Origin of the sequence: Mycobacterium sp. Root135 (assembly GCF_001426545.1) — a bacterium.
Lineage (GTDB): Bacteria > Actinomycetota > Actinomycetes > Mycobacteriales > Mycobacteriaceae > Mycobacterium.
This window is the reverse complement of sequence record NZ_LMEZ01000007.1, coordinates 32641-48947: the sequence shown is the minus strand read 5'-3', so window position 1 is coordinate 48947 and position 16307 is coordinate 32641. Positions and strand designations below refer to the sequence as shown.

The following is a 16307-nucleotide window of genomic DNA, read 5'->3' as shown; positions in this document are numbered from 1 at the left end:
CGAGCGGGCGCCAACCTTCCGATCATCGAATTGCCAATTGTTGGGATCGGTAGCCCGGCGGGCGCCGTGTACTCGTCTCACCGGCGAGCCACCGAGGCCCGCCCCACGAAAGGCAACACGATCATGATCACCCTTCCCGCCGCCATCGAAGAGCAGATCAACCGCTTCGACCGCCAGCGCAGCCTGATCATCGGCATCAGCAACGCCGTCGTCGCGGCGTGGTGCGCCTACCGGCTGATCTGGCTGATGTACCTGGCCGTCACGTTCAGCGGATTCTTCGGTTCGCTGATCTTCTCGTTCGTCATCTGGGGCGTCATCGGAGTGGTCGCCGCGGCCGCGGCAGTGATCTTCCTTCAGCGGGCCAAGCACCTGCGCACCGTTGCCGAGGGAACGCCGTCCGTCACGAACGAATTGTGACGACGACCTTTCCCCGTGCGGAGCGGTCCTCGAGCGACGCGATGGCATCGGCGGCCCGCTCGAGCGGGTAGACGACGGGCGCGGGAGCGGTCACCGCGCCGGAGGCGAGCAGTGGCTCCAGTTCGGCCCACTGCTCGCCAAGGTAACCCGGGTGGGTCATGGCCCAGGCTCCCCAGCCGACGCCGACCGCGTCGACGTTGTTGAGCAGCAACCGGTTCACCTTGACCGTCGGGATGTCGCCGCCGGTGAAGCCGATCACCAGCAGTCGCCCGCCCGCGGCGAGGGACCGCAGCGAGTCGGTGAACCGGTCGCCGCCCACCGGGTCGACCACCACGTCGACTCCGCGGCCGCCGGTGAGTTCCTTGACGGCGTCGCGGAAACCGTCCGCGAGCACCACGTCGGTGGCGCCCGCCGCCCGTGCGACGTCGCCCTTGTCGGCGGTGCTGACGACGGCGATCGTGCGCGACGCACCCCACGCCGTGGCCAGTCGCAGCGTCGAGGTGCCGATGCCGCCGGCCGCACCGTGGACGAGTACCGACTCGCCGGCCACCAGGCGGCCGCGGGTGCGAAGGGCGCAGTGCACCGTCAGATCGTTGAACAGCAGGCCGGCGCCCGCTTCGAAGGACACCGCGTCGGGCAGTTTGAACACCTGATCTGTCGGTACCGCAACGACTTCCGCCATCGCGCCGGTGAGCATCGTCAGCGCGGCGACCCGGTCACCTGCCACGACGTGCGCGCCCGCCGGGGCGCTGCGCACGACGCCGGCGAGCTCGGCACCCGGCACGTAGGGCAGCTCGGGGCGGTGCTGATAGAGCCCGCGGGTCTGCAGGGCGTCGGGAAACGCGACCCCCGCGGCATGGACGTCGATCAGGACGCCGTCGCCGGCTTCGGGTTCGTCGATCTCGACGAGCTCCGCTGCCCGTGGTCCGTCGAGTCGCGGGATCTGAATGGCGCGCATCGTGACCATTTAACATCGCCCGGTGACCAACGCACGAGCGGCCGTACTGCTCACCGAGGAATCCGAGCCCCAACTGGTCGACGTCGAGGTCCGGGCGCCAGTCGACGCGGAGGTGCTGGTCCGGGTCGACGCCGTCGGCATCTGCCACACCGACGTCAGCGTCGCGGCACGCTGGCCCGCACGCAAGCTGCCGATGGTCTTCGGGCACGAGGGCGTCGGGACCGTCGTCGAGACGGGGCCTCAGGCCCGGGTCGAGATCGGTCGGCAGGTGGTGCTCACCTTCGCCAGCTGCGGTCGGTGTCCCAATTGCGTCGCCGCAAGACCCGCGTACTGCGACCACGCCACCACGCTGAACATGCGGGGTGACAGGGCCGACGACACCAGCCCCCTTCGCCTCGGCGGAATTCCGCTGCGGGGCGGCTTCTTTGGTCAGTCCAGCTTCGCAACGCACGTCCTCGCCGGGCCGTCCAACACCGTCGCGCTCGCCGAACCGCTCGACCCTGCGCTGGCGGCGCCCCTTGCCTGCAGCGTGCAGACGGGCGTCGGCACGATGCTCAACGCCACCTCCGCTGGCGCCGACGACGCGGTGGTCGTGTTCGGCGCGGGCGGCGTGGGTCTCTCGGCCGTGATGGGGGCCAGGATTGCGGGCTGCCGGGCCATCTTGGCCGTCGACCCCAACGGTGAGCGTCGGTCGCTGGCACTGGAATTGGGTGCCACGGCGGTCATCGATCCGACCGACGGCGACGTCGCGGCGCACCTCGCCGACCTCACCGGCGGCGGCCCCACCATTGGCGTCGACACCACGGCCCTGCCCTCGGTCATCGCCACCGCGCTGGCGGCGTTGCGGTCCTGCGGCACACTGGCACTCGTCGGCCTAGGCGCGTTGACCGCCGAGCTGCCGGTCGGCCTCATCATGGCCAAGGGGCTTCGGGTGCGCGGCGTCATCGAGGGCGACAGTGACCCGCACGTGTTCATCCCGTACCTCGCCGAGCTGACTCGGCGTGGCGAGCTGCCGCTGGAGAAGCTGGTCACCCGGTTCGCGTTCGACGACTTCGGCGCCGCGTGGGCTGCCGCGGTGTCGGGTACGGCGATCAAACCGGTGCTCACCATGCCGCGCTGACGTGGCGATGGCTACAATTCTCCCGCCGTCGGCAAAGGTGCCGCGGAGATCGGAGCGCACGTGAAGACGAGCTCGAGGCGGCTGGCGGTAGTCGACGAGATGCCAGCGGGCCGGGTAGTCGAGGTCCACTCGGCTGACGGGACCAGGATCCACACCGAGGTCTTCGGCCCCGACGACGGCTACCCGATCGTGTTGGCGCACGGCATCACCTGCGCGATCCGGGTGTGGGCAAACCAGATCGCCGACCTCTCCAGGGATCACAAGGTCATCGCCTACGACCACCGCGGCCACGGCCGAAGCGGCGTGCCCCCGCTGCGCGGGAGGCGGAACGGTTACGGCCTGGACTTCCTCGCCGCCGATCTCGACGCCGTGCTGGCCGCAACGTTGGCGCCCGGTGAACGTGCCGTGATCGCCGGTCACTCGATGGGCGGCATCGCCATCTCGTCCTGGTCGCAGCGCTACCCCCAACGGGTCCGGCAGTGCGCCGACGCCGTCGCGTTGATCAACACGACCACCGGGGATCTGCTGCGCAACGTCAACTTCCTGCCCGTCCCGCCGGCATTGGTCGGCGGCCGGGTGCGAGCGGCGGGACTCTTGCTGAAGAGGCTGGGCGCCGCACCCCTGATGCCGGGCTCGGTTCAACAGAGCCGACGTTTCGTCGCGGCGCTGGCGGTTGGCCGCCATGCCGATCCGGCGATCGCGGACTTCGTCTTCGACCTGTTCGCGCAGACGCCCGCCGCGGGTCGCGGCGGGTGGGCCAGGGTGCTCGTCGACTCCCTTGGGCCGAAACACATCTCGCTGCGGAACCTGACCGTTCCGACGCTCGTCATCGGCAGTCGCGACGACCGTCTGCTGCCCGTCGGGTCGTCGCGCCGCATCGCCGCCGATGCGCCCAACCTGGCGTCCTTCGTCGAGCTGTCCGGCGGACACTGCGGCATCCTGGAACAACCCGACGAGGTGAACCAGCTCCTGCGCCAACTGGTCGAGTCGACTGCGGAGAAGCGCAGAATCAGTTCGTAGCCAGGTATCCGGCGACCTCGGCGGCCGCGCGACGACCCGATCGCACCGCCCCGTCGAGGAAACCCGTCCACTCGTCGGCTGTCTCGGTACCCGCCCAGAAGATGCCGTCGACCGGTTCGCGCAACCGGTGTCCGTAGGTCGTCCACGACCCGGGCGGCACCGCGGCCGTGGGGCCACCGGGTGCGAAGGATTCGGCGCTCCACCGGTGGTCGACGTAGTCGACCGGGTTGCGGGCGGCTTCGCCGAACAGGCTCGCGAAGCACTCGAGGGCGCGGGCCCGGCGCTCCTGCGGTTCGAGCGGGTCGAAGCTGCGCGCATCGGTGAAGCCGAGCAGGACGCCGGGGCCACCGTCGCCGGGACTGACGTCGAAGGTGATGAACACCGAACCGTCGTCGGACAGAGCCTCGCCCGACTGCCCTGCGGTGCGCCAGAACGGCGTCTCGTAGGCCGCGTACGCCTTGCTCAGATTGCCAAGCGGCCAGTTCTTCGCGAGCTCGGCGTATCCGGCGGGCAGGCCGGGCTCGAACGCGATGGCGGCCCGGTGCGCCGGCGGGACCGCGACGACGACGGCGCGCGCGGTAACCGCTCCGGTGGCGGTGTGCACGGTGACACCGGACCCGCTGTGCTCGATGCGTTCGACGACGTCGTCGAGGCGGACGCGATCGCCGAGCGCCTCCGCCATGCGGACCGCGATCTGCTGGGTGCCGTCGGGAAAGCGGTCTTGCTGCGCACCGCCCTTGACGTCGAGCATGGTCCCGATGCCGCCTGCGGCCTTGATGTAGTGCACGGCGTGCAGCATCGACACCTCGTTGGGCTCGCAACCCCACGTCACCCGCGTCATGATCGCCATGAGGTCCCTGGTGCTCTTGCCCGCGTGGACCGACCGCAGCCATCCCTCGACGGTCTCGTGGTCGAGTCGACTCGCCGTGGGGGCCGTCCACGGCGCTCCGAGCGGAACCTGCTTGGCGAGGCGTTCGAACCGCCACTGAATGCGCGACACGTCGAGCAGTTCTAGGATCGACAGCTTGGGGATGGTGCTGCGGTAGGACCTGACCCGGCCGCGCCAGCGGATCAGGTTCTTGCCGACGTTGTGGGTCGGAACGGTCGTGCAGCCGAGCTCGGCGGCCAGCGCGAGCACTTCGGTTTGGGTCGGTCCGACGAAGGTGGCGCCGAGGTCGACGGGCACACCGGCGACCGTGGTGGTGAAGGACCGTCCGCCGACCCGGTCACGCCCCTCCAGGACGACGACGTCGTGCCCGAGTGCGGTGAGAGCGCGGGCGACCGTCAGCCCGGCGAAACCGGCACCCACGACGACGACGTCAAGACCTGGTGGATTGGTCACGTGACCAGGCTCTCACGTGCGAGGGTCGACACGGCGTCGTTCGGACGGCCGGATCGCCGACGCACTTCGAGGCGGACCCCCTATCGTGGGGCTGGTACGCGGCAGGACCAAGGAGGCTCTCGATGGACGACCAGGCGGAATACTCGGACGTGCTGATCATCGGCGCGGGCATCTCGGGGCTCGGCGCCGCGTATCGCATTCACCAGCGCAACCCCCACCTCAGCTACACCATCCTGGAGCGGCGCGAACGCATCGGCGGCACGTGGGACCTGTTTCGCTACCCGGGAATCCGGTCCGACAGCGACATCTTCACCCTGAGCCTGCCCTTCGAGCCGTGGACCCGGCCGGAGAACGTGGCCGACGGCGGCGACATCCGCGACTACCTCACCGACGCCGCCCGACACCACGGCATGGACCGTCACATCCGGTTCGACACCCGCGTCGGTTCCGCGGAATGGGACTCGTCCACCGACACCTGGACGTTGCGCACGACGGCGTCCGACGGATCGGACAAGCTGTACCGGGGGCGCTTCGTGTTCTTCGGCACCGGCTACTACGACTACGACACGCCGTACCGCCCCGAATTCCCCGGTCTCGAGGACTTCACCGGCGAGGTGGTGCACCCCCAGTTCTGGCCGGAGTCGCTGGATCACTCCGGCAAGCGAATCGTCGTGATCGGCAGCGGCGCGACGGCCATCAGCCTGGTGCCCGCGTTGGCGAAGACGGCCGCCCACGTCACGATGCTGCAGCGCTCGCCGACCTACATGATGTCGATGGCGCGGGTCGACCCGATGGTGGAGGCAATCCGAAAGGTGTTGCCGCCGAAGCTGGCTCACAGTGTGGTGCGGGCCCGCAACGCCGCCTTCTCGGTATTGTCGTACTTTGTCCTGCGTCAGGCCCCGAAGCTCGGTCGGCGGCTGATCAGGAACCGCACCATCGCCGCGCTGCCCCAGGGCTATGACGTCGACGTGCACTTCAAGCCGCGCTACGACCCGTGGGACCAGCGGATGTGCCTGGTCCTGGACGGAGATCTGTTCGAGGACATCAGCGACGGCCGCGCCGAGGTGGTGACCGACCACGTCGACCACGTCGACGCCACCGGCATCGTGCTCGCCTCCGGCAAGCGCGTCGACGCCGACGTGATCGTGACCGCAACCGGGTTACAGCTGCAGGCGCTCGGCGGCGTCCGCATCGTCATGGACGGCAATGAGATCGCGCCCTCCGATCGCTTCGTCTACAAGGAATATCTGCTCGAGGACGTGCCCAACATGGCATGGTGCATCGGCTACACCAACGCGTCGTGGACGCTTCGCGCCGACATGACCGCCCGCGCGGTGGCGAAGTTGTTGGCCTACATGGATTCTCGTGGCTACACGCACGCCTATCCGCATCTTGGTGGCGTACCCATGCAGGAGAAGCCGACCTTCGACCTGAAGGCCGGGTACATCCAGCGCGCCCCACACGCGTTGCCAAAGTCGGGTACCCGCAGGCCATGGAACGTGCGGCACAACTACGTCCTCGACATCCTCGACCACCGCTTCGACCGCGTCGAAGAGTCGATGGTCTTCGGTCGCACCCCCGCGCGGAAACCCCAATCCGACAGGGCGCAGACCGCTTAGCCCGTTCGACCCCTGGAATGAAACTGGCGGTGGGTGTCGTTGACACCACCATGAAGAAGTTCAGCATCGCCAGCATCGTCGCCTCCGGATTCGCCGCCGCCCTCTTCGGGCTGGCCGCACCCGCGAGCGCCGACATCGACCATCACCAGTGGGTCAGCGACATTCAGCAGCGCGCCAGTGTCGGTTCCGTCACCTCGATCGTAGGCAACGGTCGCTGACTCACACCCCCGAACGAGGGGCACCCGGTAATCCGGGTGCCCCTTCTTCATGTTCTGGTGCGGGGGGAGGGTCCGCGCGCTTTCTCGAGTGACGGTGGTGGGCCGAGGATTTCGATGGAATGCTCGCGGGCGATGCGGGCCAGCTCGCCGAGATCCGACGCTTCGGCCGGCGGTGCGTCGACGCCGGGGACGGCCACGGTACCGCTGGCCAGAAGGAGCGCGTCGAAGTCGGCCGGGGTGTGCAGCGTCACATAACGCGCCACCGGGCTGGTGATCACGAAGGCGTGTGAGCGTTGGCGCGGCAGGAACACGGCACTGCCGGGACCCGCCGCCTGAAAGTCGCCGTCCAGCTCGACGCTGAGCTCGCCCTCGAGCACCAGGAACGTCTCGTCGGCCAGCAGATGCCGATGCCTCGGACTGCCGAAGCCGCGTTCGCCCTCGTGGTGAACCACCGCCACCGAGGCGGATGCGCACCAGGGAGCCCAGGAACCAGACGGCCTGCTGCTCTTCGGGTGTCAGCATGTCGAACGTCACGAGTTCTCCTCCGAGGTATGTCCCACCGCGAGTGCCTCGTAGATGGTTTCGAGGTAGCGCCGTGTGCGGTCGGATCCGACGAGGTCGGAGGCCATGTGGTTCATCGTGTAGGCGATGGTCGTGCGCCGGGGTAGGTCCATCACGACCAGCGAGCCGCCCCAGCCGCCCCAGAAGCAGGTGCGTTCGGTCGGCAGGTAGGGCAGGAACTCGGCGGTGGGCAGGGCCATTCCCAGCCCCCACCTGACTGGGGTGCCAAGCACCAGGTCGGGACCTGTTGCCTGGACGTCGAAGATGCGGTCGATGGTCTCGGGTCTGAGCAGGGTGACGCCGTTGGCTGTGCCGCCCAACGTGATTGGTGAGAGTGCCCGGACCAGGCCGCGGGCGTTGGAGTGACCGTTGCACGCGGCGACTTCGGCCCGCCGCCAGGCCGTGGTGTTGGCGGGCTCGGCCGCGGCCGGGGGTGCGGCGAACACCTTGCGCATGGGGCTGTCCTGCGGAAGGGGTGGCAGCTGAAACGGTGGGGGAGTGATCAGCTCGGCGACGCGGTGGTCGTCGGCGGCGCGGGCACCGATTTGGACGTCGGCTCCCAAGGGTTCGGCGATCTCGCGTCGGACGAAGTCGGTCAGGCTGGTGCCGGTGACCCGGCGGACGATCTCCCCGACGAGGTGTCCGTAGTTTTGGGCGTGGTAGCCGGCCTGGGTTCCCGGCGTCCACCAGGGGGCCTGCTGCGCGAGGCGGGCGACGGCGGTGTCGCGGTCATACATCTGTTCCTGGGTGAAGGGCTCGTTCCAGCCGGCGACCCCGGAGGTGTGCGACAGCACGTGGCGAATCAGGATGTCTTGCTTGCCGTTGGCGGCGAACTGCGGCCAGTACCGTGCGACGGGGGCGTCGAGGTCGAGCAGCCCGCGGTCGACCAGGATCAGCGCCGCGAGTACGCAGACGGGTTTGGTGCAGGACCACACGTTGACGATGGTGTCTTCGTTCCATCGGGATGTTCGGTCGGCGTCGGCGTATCCGCCCCAGAGGTCGACGACGGTGACGCCGTCGACGTCGACCGCCAGGGCCGCTCCCACTTCGCCGCCGTTGACGAGCTCGTCGTCCAGGGCTTTGACGAGATCGGCAAACAGCGGGTCGTAGCTGCCGTGGACCATGACTTCTCCTTCTCTCCGTGCGTTCGAACCCCTGAGGGTGAACGCCGCCGAGCGGAGAATGATTACGTCGTCGGCATCCTTGCCAGTCCGCCACCGTCAGCCTCGTTGAGTTCGCGTTCGGCTGCGATCCGTGCGGCGCGGTCTTCGCTGCGGGTGGTCGTGCGGCGCGGCATGGTGAGCCCGGCGGTGTGCGGTGTGGGTCTTCCGGTCGGCGTCACCGTCATGGTGGGTGCGCTGAGTTCGGGGAAGAGCAGTCTGCTGCCCGGTGTGGTGATATGCCGTCGGCCGTCGGGTGCGGTCCAGATGACCGTTCCGTCGTCGAGTTGCTCGTCACGCCAACCCTTCTCACCACCCCAGAAGGTCTTCAACAGATGGTGTCGACGGCATAGACATTTCAGGTTGGATGCCGCGGTTGGGCCGTAGGGCCACGGGATGCCGTGGTCCACGTCGCAATTCGTGGCGGGTACGCGGCAGCCGGGGAAGCGACACGTCATGTCTCGGCAGCGGATGAAGTCGGCCAGCTTCTTCGACGGGCGGTAGCGGGATTCTGGTGGCGCTTGCCCGGGGTGGAGGATCGGGGTGATGGTGGCCCCTTGGCTAGCGCGGCACGCGATCGCCCCGGGCAGGAACTGTCCACCCATGAAGGCCGCGGGCCGCAGGCTGGCCAGGCGCCCCGGGGTCGGGGTGAGCGCCTCGGTGAGCATCAGCTCGCGCAGTGGCTTGTCGAACAAGGGTGGCTGCTCCCCGTCCAGCGAAGGCGGCGCGGGAGTCTCCGGCGTCGGCGCCGACGGCCCGGAGTCGGGCGTAACCGTCGGCTTGGGGAGCGTGTCCGCGCTCGCGATCACGTAGACCACCATCCCGGTTGAGGGTGGGTTCTGCGCGGCCGGGCAGTCCTCGGTGCCGCAGAGGCAGGCCAGGCGGTCGTTGCCGTTGGCCAGCGCCCCGGTCGCATCGGCGCGGCGCTGCTCGGCGGTGCGCGGATCAGCTGGACACACGGTGTCGGCCAGTCCTCGCAACCGGGCCTCGAACGCCTTCGCGTCGTGGGCGAACAAGGTCGCGTAGACGGTGGCCAGGCCGCTGCCGTCCTCGTCGACGCTGACCTCGACCGACCGACTTCGGGCCTTGGTCTCGGTGCGGCGCACCGCGTGGGGGTCTACCTGGGCGACGTAGGCGTCGAGGGTCTTTTCGGTCTTGTCCACCGACATCGGTCCCCAGGTCCCGAACGCCTCGGCAAGTAGGGCGTCAAGGGCGCGCAGCGCGTCGGGGTCGACGACCAGGGCTCCGCGTTGCACCACGGCCCGGACCAGTTGGTAGGTGATGAGTCCTTCGGCGAAGATCGCGGCGACCTGAGGGAAGCGTTCGTGCAGGGCGACGGCGATGAGGAGTTGGTTGGAGGCGGCGCCGGGGGTGATGCGTTGGGTGGCTCCGACGTGGGCGGCGACGGCGTCGAAGTTGTCCAGGCACCATTGGTCGCGATCGGCAGAGCCGGACGCGGCGTAGGCCTCGGCGAGCATCGCGGCCACCGCCGCGACCTTGCGGGCGCATGCGGCGGATTCCACCCGCGTCCACGCCGAGAGCGCCCCGGCACCTGAGGTGTCGGTCGTCGCGTCCACCAGACCGTCGAACATGAACTCAGTCTATGACGCCGGTACGACGAAAGCCGTTCTGCTACAAGCACTCTGTGGACAACCCGCCATCCTGTGGACAACCCCGCCCAGGCCACCGGAAGTGTCGGACCGGCGTGCTAGAGCCGTTGACCCATTCGGGAGGCTAGTCCGCCACCGTCAGCCAGTCGGTGAAGCCCGACGGGTCGTGGCGGCCAAGCGCGCCGTGTTCGAAGAGGCCCCAGCCCTCGACGGGTGCACGGTTGCCTTCGGTGCACAGCGCCCGGCCGACGTGGTCGATGACGCCGAACCCGGCCCGACCCACGATCGCCGGGTCGGTCATGTCGTAGGTGAGACGCTCGGTGAACTTCTCGCCCCTCCACATGCCATGGATCCAGTCCGAGTCACCGCCGTAGCCGCCGCCGACGTGAATCGGCACGGGCAGTTTGGATTCCACCTCGAAGTGCACGGGCGATCCGTCGAGCGCGGTGGCGTCGATGCTGGCGCCGGTCGGGATTCGCGTCCCCGAGGTGTAGTGGATCTTGACGCGCGGCCACCCCAGTTGTTCGACGCGTCCGTCCTTCCAGATCCGCGTGCAGTCGTTGAGTGAACGGAATCCGCTGGGATCCTCCTGGATGATGAGCACGATCGAGAAGTCGTCGAACGCCATCGGCACGTACAGCCACCACATGCCCTCGAACGGCGGATGTGCCGGGCGCCCGGCGGGTTCGGCCTCTCCGACGGGCCGGATGCCCCACGACCGGTCGCGGCTGCCGATCCAGGTCGACGGGTCGACGGTGATTTCTTCGCCGTCGATCGCGAGATGCCCGCTCCAGGAACCTAATTGCGCGAACCGCTGGGCGTCCAGGGTGATTCGGTTGCCGGCCCGAAGCAGGTGCCGTTGTTCCTGGACGACGTCGAACAGCCCGTTCCAGGTGAGGTCGGCGGCGATTCCGTCGGTCTCTTCCAGGACGATTCGCAGCCGGCGCAGCGGCTCCTGGACCTCGACGCGGTACCCGAGGACGTGCTGGTTGAGCCGGTCGTGGTCGATGGCGTCCGACAGGTGCACCGCGGTCTGCTGGTCACCGCGCCGAACGAGCACGAAGGCATCCTTCACCCCGAGGTTCGGGTAGTACCCGATGCCGGTGATGAGGAAGATGTCGCCACTGCGGTCGTGGGCGTTGAAATAGGACCGGTCGTAGAAGTTGCGGTCCGAGGACTCCGGCTGTGCGATCGGCTGCGGAACCTGGTGCAGCGGAAACTCGTCCATGGGGGTGAGCATCAGTTGGCTACCTCTTCCTCTTCCCCGGTCGCTGCGCTCCTGCCCTCCGGACCGATCAGCCGCTTCAGCAGCGACGCGTGATAGAACTGCGACTCGACGTCATCGGGCTTCTCCATCTCGCCGAAGTGCACCCGCCGGGCGCTGGTCCGCATGAACACGCAGCACCAGATCACACCGGAATACACGTAGAACCAGTCCAGCGCTCCGAGGGCGGTGCCGGTCAGTTCCTCATACGTCGAGCGCACGTCGTCCTCGCGCAGCACGTCGGGCAGGCCTGGCAGGCCGGCCAAGCCCGCCAGCTCCTGGAACACCATGTGGGCGAAGATGATCCAGGAGACGTCGAGTTCGCGTGGTCCGACGGTCGCCATCTCCCAGTCCAGCACGGCGACGGGCCGAAAGTCTTCGTAGAGCACGTTGCCGATCCGCGAGTCGCCCCACGCCAGCACCGGCTGCGTCGCCGCGACGTCGTCGGGGAAGTTCTGCTCCAGCCAGGCCAGTGCGCGTTCGACCAGTGGCGACCGGCCGATGTCGGCGACGGCGAATTCGTACCAGTCCTTGAGCCAGCAGAAGTGGCGGCGCAACGGAGTGTCACCGGGCGGGTCGACCTCGGCGAGGAAGCCGAAGGTGTTCTCCGCGTCGGGAATCGAATGCAGTTTCGCCAGCACCTCGACGGTGGAGTCCTGGAGCTCACGCTGCCTGTCGGCGGGTGCGTCGGCGAACCAGTTGCCGCCGAACGTATACGGCATCACGTCGGGTGGCACGACGCCGCCGGCGAGGTCCATCAGGAAGAACGGCGTGCCGAGGACGTCACCCGTGTCCTCCAACCAGCGGACGCGGGGGACGGGCACGTCGCTCAGCTCGCCGACCAGTCGGATGACGTCGAACTGATGGTCCATTCGATAGGTCGGGAAGACCGGCACGTCCGCGGCGCTGGGGGCGACGCGGGCCACCCACTTCTGCTTCGCGGTCTGACCGTCCTGCTCCCACTCGCCGGTGAGGATGATTGTCTCCGAGGACATTCCGTTCGCGTCGACTCCGCTCTCGACGGTCACCGTGGGCACGGCTCCCCCGGGAAGAACGGTGGCGAGCCACTGCGACATCACCGCGGGGAGGGTGCTGCTGTCGCGGGAGGTGTGCTGGAGGCGGCTGACGTCTTCGACAGCCGGGTCGTTCGCCAAGGTTTACCCCTTAGAGTAATTACGATACGGTGGGTAGCGTTATGAAAGCAGATGCGGGTGACGTTGTCGAGACCCCGAACGTGGGACGTCCTCGCGACCCGCGTATCGATGCTGCCGTGCTGGGCGCGGCGGCGGAGCTGCTTGCCGAAGTCGGGTACGCGAACCTCACGATGGCCGCCGTCGCCGAACGAGCCGGCACCACCAAGACCGCCCTGTACCGCCGATGGTCCAGCAAGGCCGAATTGGTCCACGAGGCAGCGTTTCCCGTGGCACCCACGGCATTGACGACCCCTGAGGGCGACATCGGCGGCGACGTGCGCGCCATGGTCGCCGCCGCCCGCGACGTGTTCACCAGCCCAGTGGTCCGAGCCGCACTGCCGGGGCTCATCGCCGACATGGCCGACGACGCCGACCTGCACGCCCGCGTCGTAAGTCGGTTCGTGGGACTCTTCGGCGTCATCGGGGACCGGCTGGACCACGCCGTCGCCCGCGGCGAGGTGCACGCCGACGTCGACCCCCAGCGGATGATCGAGATCATCGGTGGGGCAACGCTTTTGCGGCTACTTCTCGACCCCGGCGGGTCGCTGGACGACGACTGGGTGGAGCAGACTGCCGCGATTGTCAACCACGGCATCAGGGCCTAGGAGTTGGACGACGCTCACACCCGTCGACCGGCGGCCTCGTAGGTCGAACCAGTACCGTTGTCACCATGTACGTGCAGCTGACCCTGAACGACGAGGACGGGGTACCCGAGGTGTACTCCACGCCGCCGTGGACCGACGACGCCGACGGGCGGGCGGAGACGGCCAGAGTCGTCGTCGACCCCGTGGGACGGCCGGACGGCGACCGGGCCGGGGTCCTGCTGACGATGACGATCGGCGAGGCCCTGGTGCTGGGCCGTCGCATCACCGAGATCGCCGAACGAGCTGCGGAGGGCCACTTCAGCCAACGCGGCACCCAATGGCGCAAGGAAGTCCAGGACCGCAAACGGCGTGAGGCGTGGAACGTGCTGATGGCCGGTTCCGACGACGACTCGCCGGCCGAGTCCTAGCCTTCTGCGGGCAGCGCGAAGAACTCCAGAGCGGACCCGTCGGGGTCTCTGAAGCTCAGGCCCGAGCCGTAGGGCTCGTCGACGATGCCGCCGTGCTCGATCCCCAGCTCGTCGAGGCGCGTCACCCAGTCCTCGAGGTCGGCGCGGGAGGCACAGCCGAACCCCACGTGGTCGAGGCCGACCCGGAACTCGCTGAACGTCTCGTCCGGCGCGGCCTCGGTGTGCTGATGGATGCCGAACAGGGTGTTGTCGGGCAACAGCCACACCACGTGGCGGTAGCCGAACCTGGTGTCTTCCTCGATCAGGGGGTCGGCGCCGATGAGCTGGCGGTACCACGGCGCGCTGACCGTGAGGTCCCGGACGGTGAGCGCGACATGGTTCAGGGCGGGAAAACTGGGCATGGGAACGTCCTTGTTCGATGGTCAATTGATCGTGACACGATGCGGCGGGACGTTCGGTTCAACTGGTGACGCCGGTGTCGATCTGCGACTTGTTGGCGCGCATGACGTCGATGCGCCGCTGGTCGAGGCCGGCCAGATCGCCTTCGTGGGTGCGCGCGAGTGCGTCCTCGGCGGCCAACGCGGGGTCGACGACCGTCGCCGCGCCGCGCACGTAGATTTCCTTGAGCCTCGACATCGTCGACGCGGGAACCTCGGCGATCTGCTGGGCAAGGGCCACCGCTCGGGGTAGCAGCTCGTCGTGCGGCACGACTTCGGTCACCAATCCGATGCGTTCGGCGCGAACCGCATCCACCACTTCGCCCGTCATCGACAGGCGGCGTGCCATCGCCCCACCGACCACCAGGGGCAGTCGTGCCGTCATCCCGCCGCCCGGGAGGATTCCCACGCGCGCATGGGTATCGGCGAAAACCGCACGTTCGGAAGCCAGCAGGAAGTCACACCCCAGCGCGATCTCGAGACCGCCGGTGAAGGTCGCCCCGTTGACGGCCCCCACGATGGGCGTCCGCATCTCACCTACCGCGGAGATGCAACTGTTCGTCGTGAACGCGGCGAGGTAGTCCAGACCGTCGCGCGCGGCCTCCTTGAGATCGATGCCCGCACAGAAGGCCGGGTCTGTTCCCGTCAGGACGACGGCGCGCACCGAATCGTCCTCGTCGGCGGCTCGCAGAGCCTCGTAGAGCGCCGCCATCAGACTGCGGCTCAGGGCGTTACGTGCCTCGGGGCGGTTCATCGTCAGAACCCTGACCGCACCGTGCTCGGTACGGATCAGCACGCCGTGGTCGCTCATCGCCGGAACGCTAGCCGACGAACTGGTTCGCCGAGTTCACCAGGTCGAGGATCGGTTGTGGCAAGGCGCCAAGAACCAGGGTGATCGCGGCGCTCAGCGTCACGGTGGCCATGCTCAGTGCACTGGGCACCACCACGGTCGGGCCGTCCTCGGGCGGATCGGTGAAGAACAGCAGCACGATCACACGCACGTAGAAGTACGCCGCCACGGCGCTGGCGCAGACGCCGACGATCACCAGCGGTGCCGCGCCACCCTCGGCGGCCGCCTTGAACACCGCGAACTTGCTGACGAAGCCACTGGTCAACGGAATGCCAGCGAACGCGAGCAGGAACAACGAGAACACCACGCCCACCAGGGGATGACTGCGGCCCAGACCCGCCCACCGGGTCATGTCGGTCTCCTCCTCGCCCGCGGCGTTGCGCACGACACTGACGACGGCGAAGGCGCCGAGGGTGCTGAACCCGTAGGCGAAGAGGTAGAACAGCGTCGCGGAGATGCCGGTGTCGGTCAAGGCGATGACACCGGTGAGGATGAACCCGGCGTGGGCGACCGACGAATAGGCCAGCATCCGCTTGACGTCGCTTTGGGACACCGCGGTCACCGTGCCCACCATCATCGTGAGGATCGCGACACCCCACATCAGCGGCCGCCAGTCGTCCCTGAAGTCGGGTAGCGCCACGTAGAAGATCCGCAGCATGGCCCCGAATGCGGCGATCTTGGTGGCTGCCGCCATGAACGCCGTGACGGGTGTGGGAGCGCCCTGGTAGACGTCGGGGATCCACGAATGGAACGGCACTGCACCAACTTTGAACAACACGCCGACCGACAGCAGGCCGATTCCGACGAGTGCCATGCCGGTGTTGCCCGAGGTTTGTTCACGGATGCCACTGAGGCTCAAGCCGCCGGAGTAACCGTACAGAAGGGCGATCCCGTACAGGAAGAACGCCGACGAGAACGCACCGAGCAGGAAGTACTTCAGGGCCGCCTCTTGCGACAGCAGCCTGCGCCGTCGCGCCAGCCCGCACATCAGGTACAGCGGCAGCGAAAAGACCTCCAGCGCAACGAACATGGTCAGCAGGTCGTCCGACGAGCCGAACAGCATCATCCCGCCGAGCGCGAACATGGTGAGCGGGAAGACCTCGGTCTGGGTGATGCCGGCCTTCGTCGCGAGCCTTTCGGCGACGCTGCCCGGCACGGCCGACGCCATCGGGGTGAAGGCGTCGAGCCCGCCTGCACCGTCGTCCACGTCCACCTCCGAGGCGATGCGGCGCTCGGCGATCAGCAGCGTGCCGAGGATGCCGATCGTCAACAGGGTGCCCTGGAGGAACAGTGCCGGTCGGTCGACGGCGACTGCCCCCATGACGGCGGTCTGGCCCACCGACGACCCGAGCCCGACCCACTGGACGACGACGGCGACCATGGCGGCGACTTGCCCGCCGATCGCCAACGTCAGCTGCACCGGATAGCGCGCGGCGCGCGGCAGGAACGCCTCGACCAGAACTCCGAGCACGGCGACGCCCAGCACGATGAGCATCGGTGAAACGAGGCCGTATTCGACGGTGGGC

General features: G+C 68.3%; 17 protein-coding genes. 7 read left to right on the top strand and 10 right to left on the bottom strand.

The window, feature by feature from the left end:
* The first annotated feature begins 123 nt into the window (after positions 1-123).
* Positions 124-417: a hypothetical protein gene (locus ASD37_RS20500; protein ID WP_056557401.1), complete on the top strand. Its 294-nt coding sequence runs from the start codon at positions 124-126 to the stop codon at positions 415-417.
* Here ASD37_RS20500 and ASD37_RS20495 read toward each other — a convergent pair.
* A complete protein-coding gene (locus ASD37_RS20495; protein WP_056557399.1) occupies positions 401-1375 on the bottom strand; it encodes an NADPH:quinone oxidoreductase family protein in 975 nt (324 codons plus the stop codon). The genes ASD37_RS20500 and ASD37_RS20495 overlap by 17 nt on opposite strands.
* Before the next feature lie 22 nt (positions 1376-1397).
* Here ASD37_RS20495 and ASD37_RS20490 point away from each other — a divergent pair, with 22 nt between their 5' ends.
* Both ASD37_RS20490 and ASD37_RS20485 read left to right on the top strand, forming a co-directional pair.
* Positions 1398-2495 carry an NAD(P)-dependent alcohol dehydrogenase gene (locus ASD37_RS20490; protein WP_056555724.1) on the top strand — a complete coding sequence of 366 codons (1098 nt, stop codon included), beginning with the start codon at positions 1398-1400 and terminating at the stop codon, positions 2493-2495.
* 99 nt (positions 2496-2594) lie between these two features.
* The gene (locus ASD37_RS20485; protein WP_056555721.1) at positions 2595-3515 is read left to right on the top strand and encodes an alpha/beta fold hydrolase; all 921 of its coding nucleotides are present in this window, start codon (positions 2595-2597) and stop codon (positions 3513-3515) included.
* Here the strand turns inward: ASD37_RS20485 and ASD37_RS20480 are convergent.
* Positions 3505-4857, bottom strand: a complete 1353-nt coding sequence (locus ASD37_RS20480) for a flavin monoamine oxidase family protein (protein ID WP_056555718.1) — start codon at positions 4855-4857, stop codon at positions 3505-3507. The genes ASD37_RS20485 and ASD37_RS20480 overlap by 11 nt on opposite strands.
* A 122-nt stretch (positions 4858-4979) precedes the next feature.
* Here ASD37_RS20480 and ASD37_RS20475 point away from each other — a divergent pair, with 122 nt between their 5' ends.
* Together ASD37_RS20475 and ASD37_RS20470 are read left to right on the top strand one after the other, a co-directional pair.
* Complete coding sequence (locus ASD37_RS20475) at positions 4980-6476, top strand: NAD(P)/FAD-dependent oxidoreductase (protein ID WP_056555715.1); 1497 nt, start codon at positions 4980-4982, stop codon at positions 6474-6476.
* A gap of 29 nt (positions 6477-6505) precedes the next feature.
* The gene (locus ASD37_RS20470; RefSeq protein WP_156720996.1) at positions 6506-6694 is read left to right on the top strand and encodes a hypothetical protein; all 189 of its coding nucleotides are present in this window, start codon (positions 6506-6508) and stop codon (positions 6692-6694) included.
* Between the two features lie 47 nt (positions 6695-6741).
* Here ASD37_RS20470 and ASD37_RS20465 read toward each other — a convergent pair whose 3' ends face one another.
* The 5 genes from ASD37_RS20465 to ASD37_RS20445 all read right to left on the bottom strand — a co-directional run bounded on the left by ASD37_RS20465 (position 6742) and on the right by ASD37_RS20445 (position 12443).
* The gene (locus tag ASD37_RS20465) at positions 6742-7152 is read right to left on the bottom strand and encodes a cupin domain-containing protein (protein WP_056555709.1); all 411 of its coding nucleotides are present in this window, start codon (positions 7150-7152) and stop codon (positions 6742-6744) included.
* A gap of 72 nt (positions 7153-7224) precedes the next feature.
* Positions 7225-8379 carry a serine hydrolase domain-containing protein gene (locus tag ASD37_RS20460; RefSeq protein ID WP_056555705.1) on the bottom strand — a complete coding sequence of 385 codons (1155 nt, stop codon included), beginning with the start codon at positions 8377-8379 and terminating at the stop codon, positions 7225-7227.
* A 62-nt stretch (positions 8380-8441) separates the two neighbouring features.
* A complete protein-coding gene (locus tag ASD37_RS20455) occupies positions 8442-10007 on the bottom strand; it encodes an HNH endonuclease signature motif containing protein (protein ID WP_056555702.1) in 1566 nt (521 codons plus the stop codon).
* A 142-nt stretch (positions 10008-10149) separates the two neighbouring features.
* Positions 10150-11265, bottom strand: a complete 1116-nt coding sequence (locus ASD37_RS20450) for a hypothetical protein (RefSeq protein WP_056555699.1) — start codon at positions 11263-11265, stop codon at positions 10150-10152.
* Entirely contained in the window at positions 11265-12443 is a 1179-nt protein-coding gene (locus ASD37_RS20445) for a phosphotransferase family protein (RefSeq protein ID WP_056555696.1), read from the bottom strand. The genes ASD37_RS20450 and ASD37_RS20445 overlap by 1 nt, the downstream gene beginning before the upstream one ends.
* Before the next feature lie 41 nt (positions 12444-12484).
* On the opposite strand from ASD37_RS20445, the gene ASD37_RS20440 reads away from it, so the two are divergent.
* Both ASD37_RS20440 and ASD37_RS20435 read left to right on the top strand, forming a co-directional pair.
* A complete protein-coding gene (locus tag ASD37_RS20440) occupies positions 12485-13087 on the top strand; it encodes a TetR/AcrR family transcriptional regulator (RefSeq protein ID WP_056555691.1) in 603 nt (200 codons plus the stop codon).
* Between the two features lie 65 nt (positions 13088-13152).
* Entirely contained in the window at positions 13153-13494 is a 342-nt protein-coding gene (locus tag ASD37_RS20435; protein WP_056555688.1) for a hypothetical protein, read from the top strand.
* Here ASD37_RS20435 and ASD37_RS20430 read toward each other — a convergent pair.
* Genes ASD37_RS20430 through nuoN form a run of 3 tightly spaced genes read right to left on the bottom strand, consistent with a single transcriptional unit; the run spans position 13491 to position 16276 of the window.
* Positions 13491-13895, bottom strand: coding sequence for a VOC family protein (locus ASD37_RS20430; RefSeq protein WP_056555685.1), 405 nt, complete (start codon positions 13893-13895; stop codon positions 13491-13493). The genes ASD37_RS20435 and ASD37_RS20430 overlap by 4 nt on opposite strands.
* 58 nt (positions 13896-13953) lie before the next feature.
* Positions 13954-14742, bottom strand: coding sequence for an enoyl-CoA hydratase (locus ASD37_RS20425; RefSeq protein ID WP_056555682.1), 789 nt, complete (start codon positions 14740-14742; stop codon positions 13954-13956).
* Between the two features lie 10 nt (positions 14743-14752).
* Positions 14753-16276 (bottom strand): NADH-quinone oxidoreductase subunit NuoN, encoded by a 1524-nt coding sequence (gene nuoN / locus ASD37_RS20420; protein WP_370073081.1) that lies wholly within the window; start codon positions 16274-16276, stop codon positions 14753-14755.
* Positions 16277-16307 lie beyond the last annotated feature (31 nt).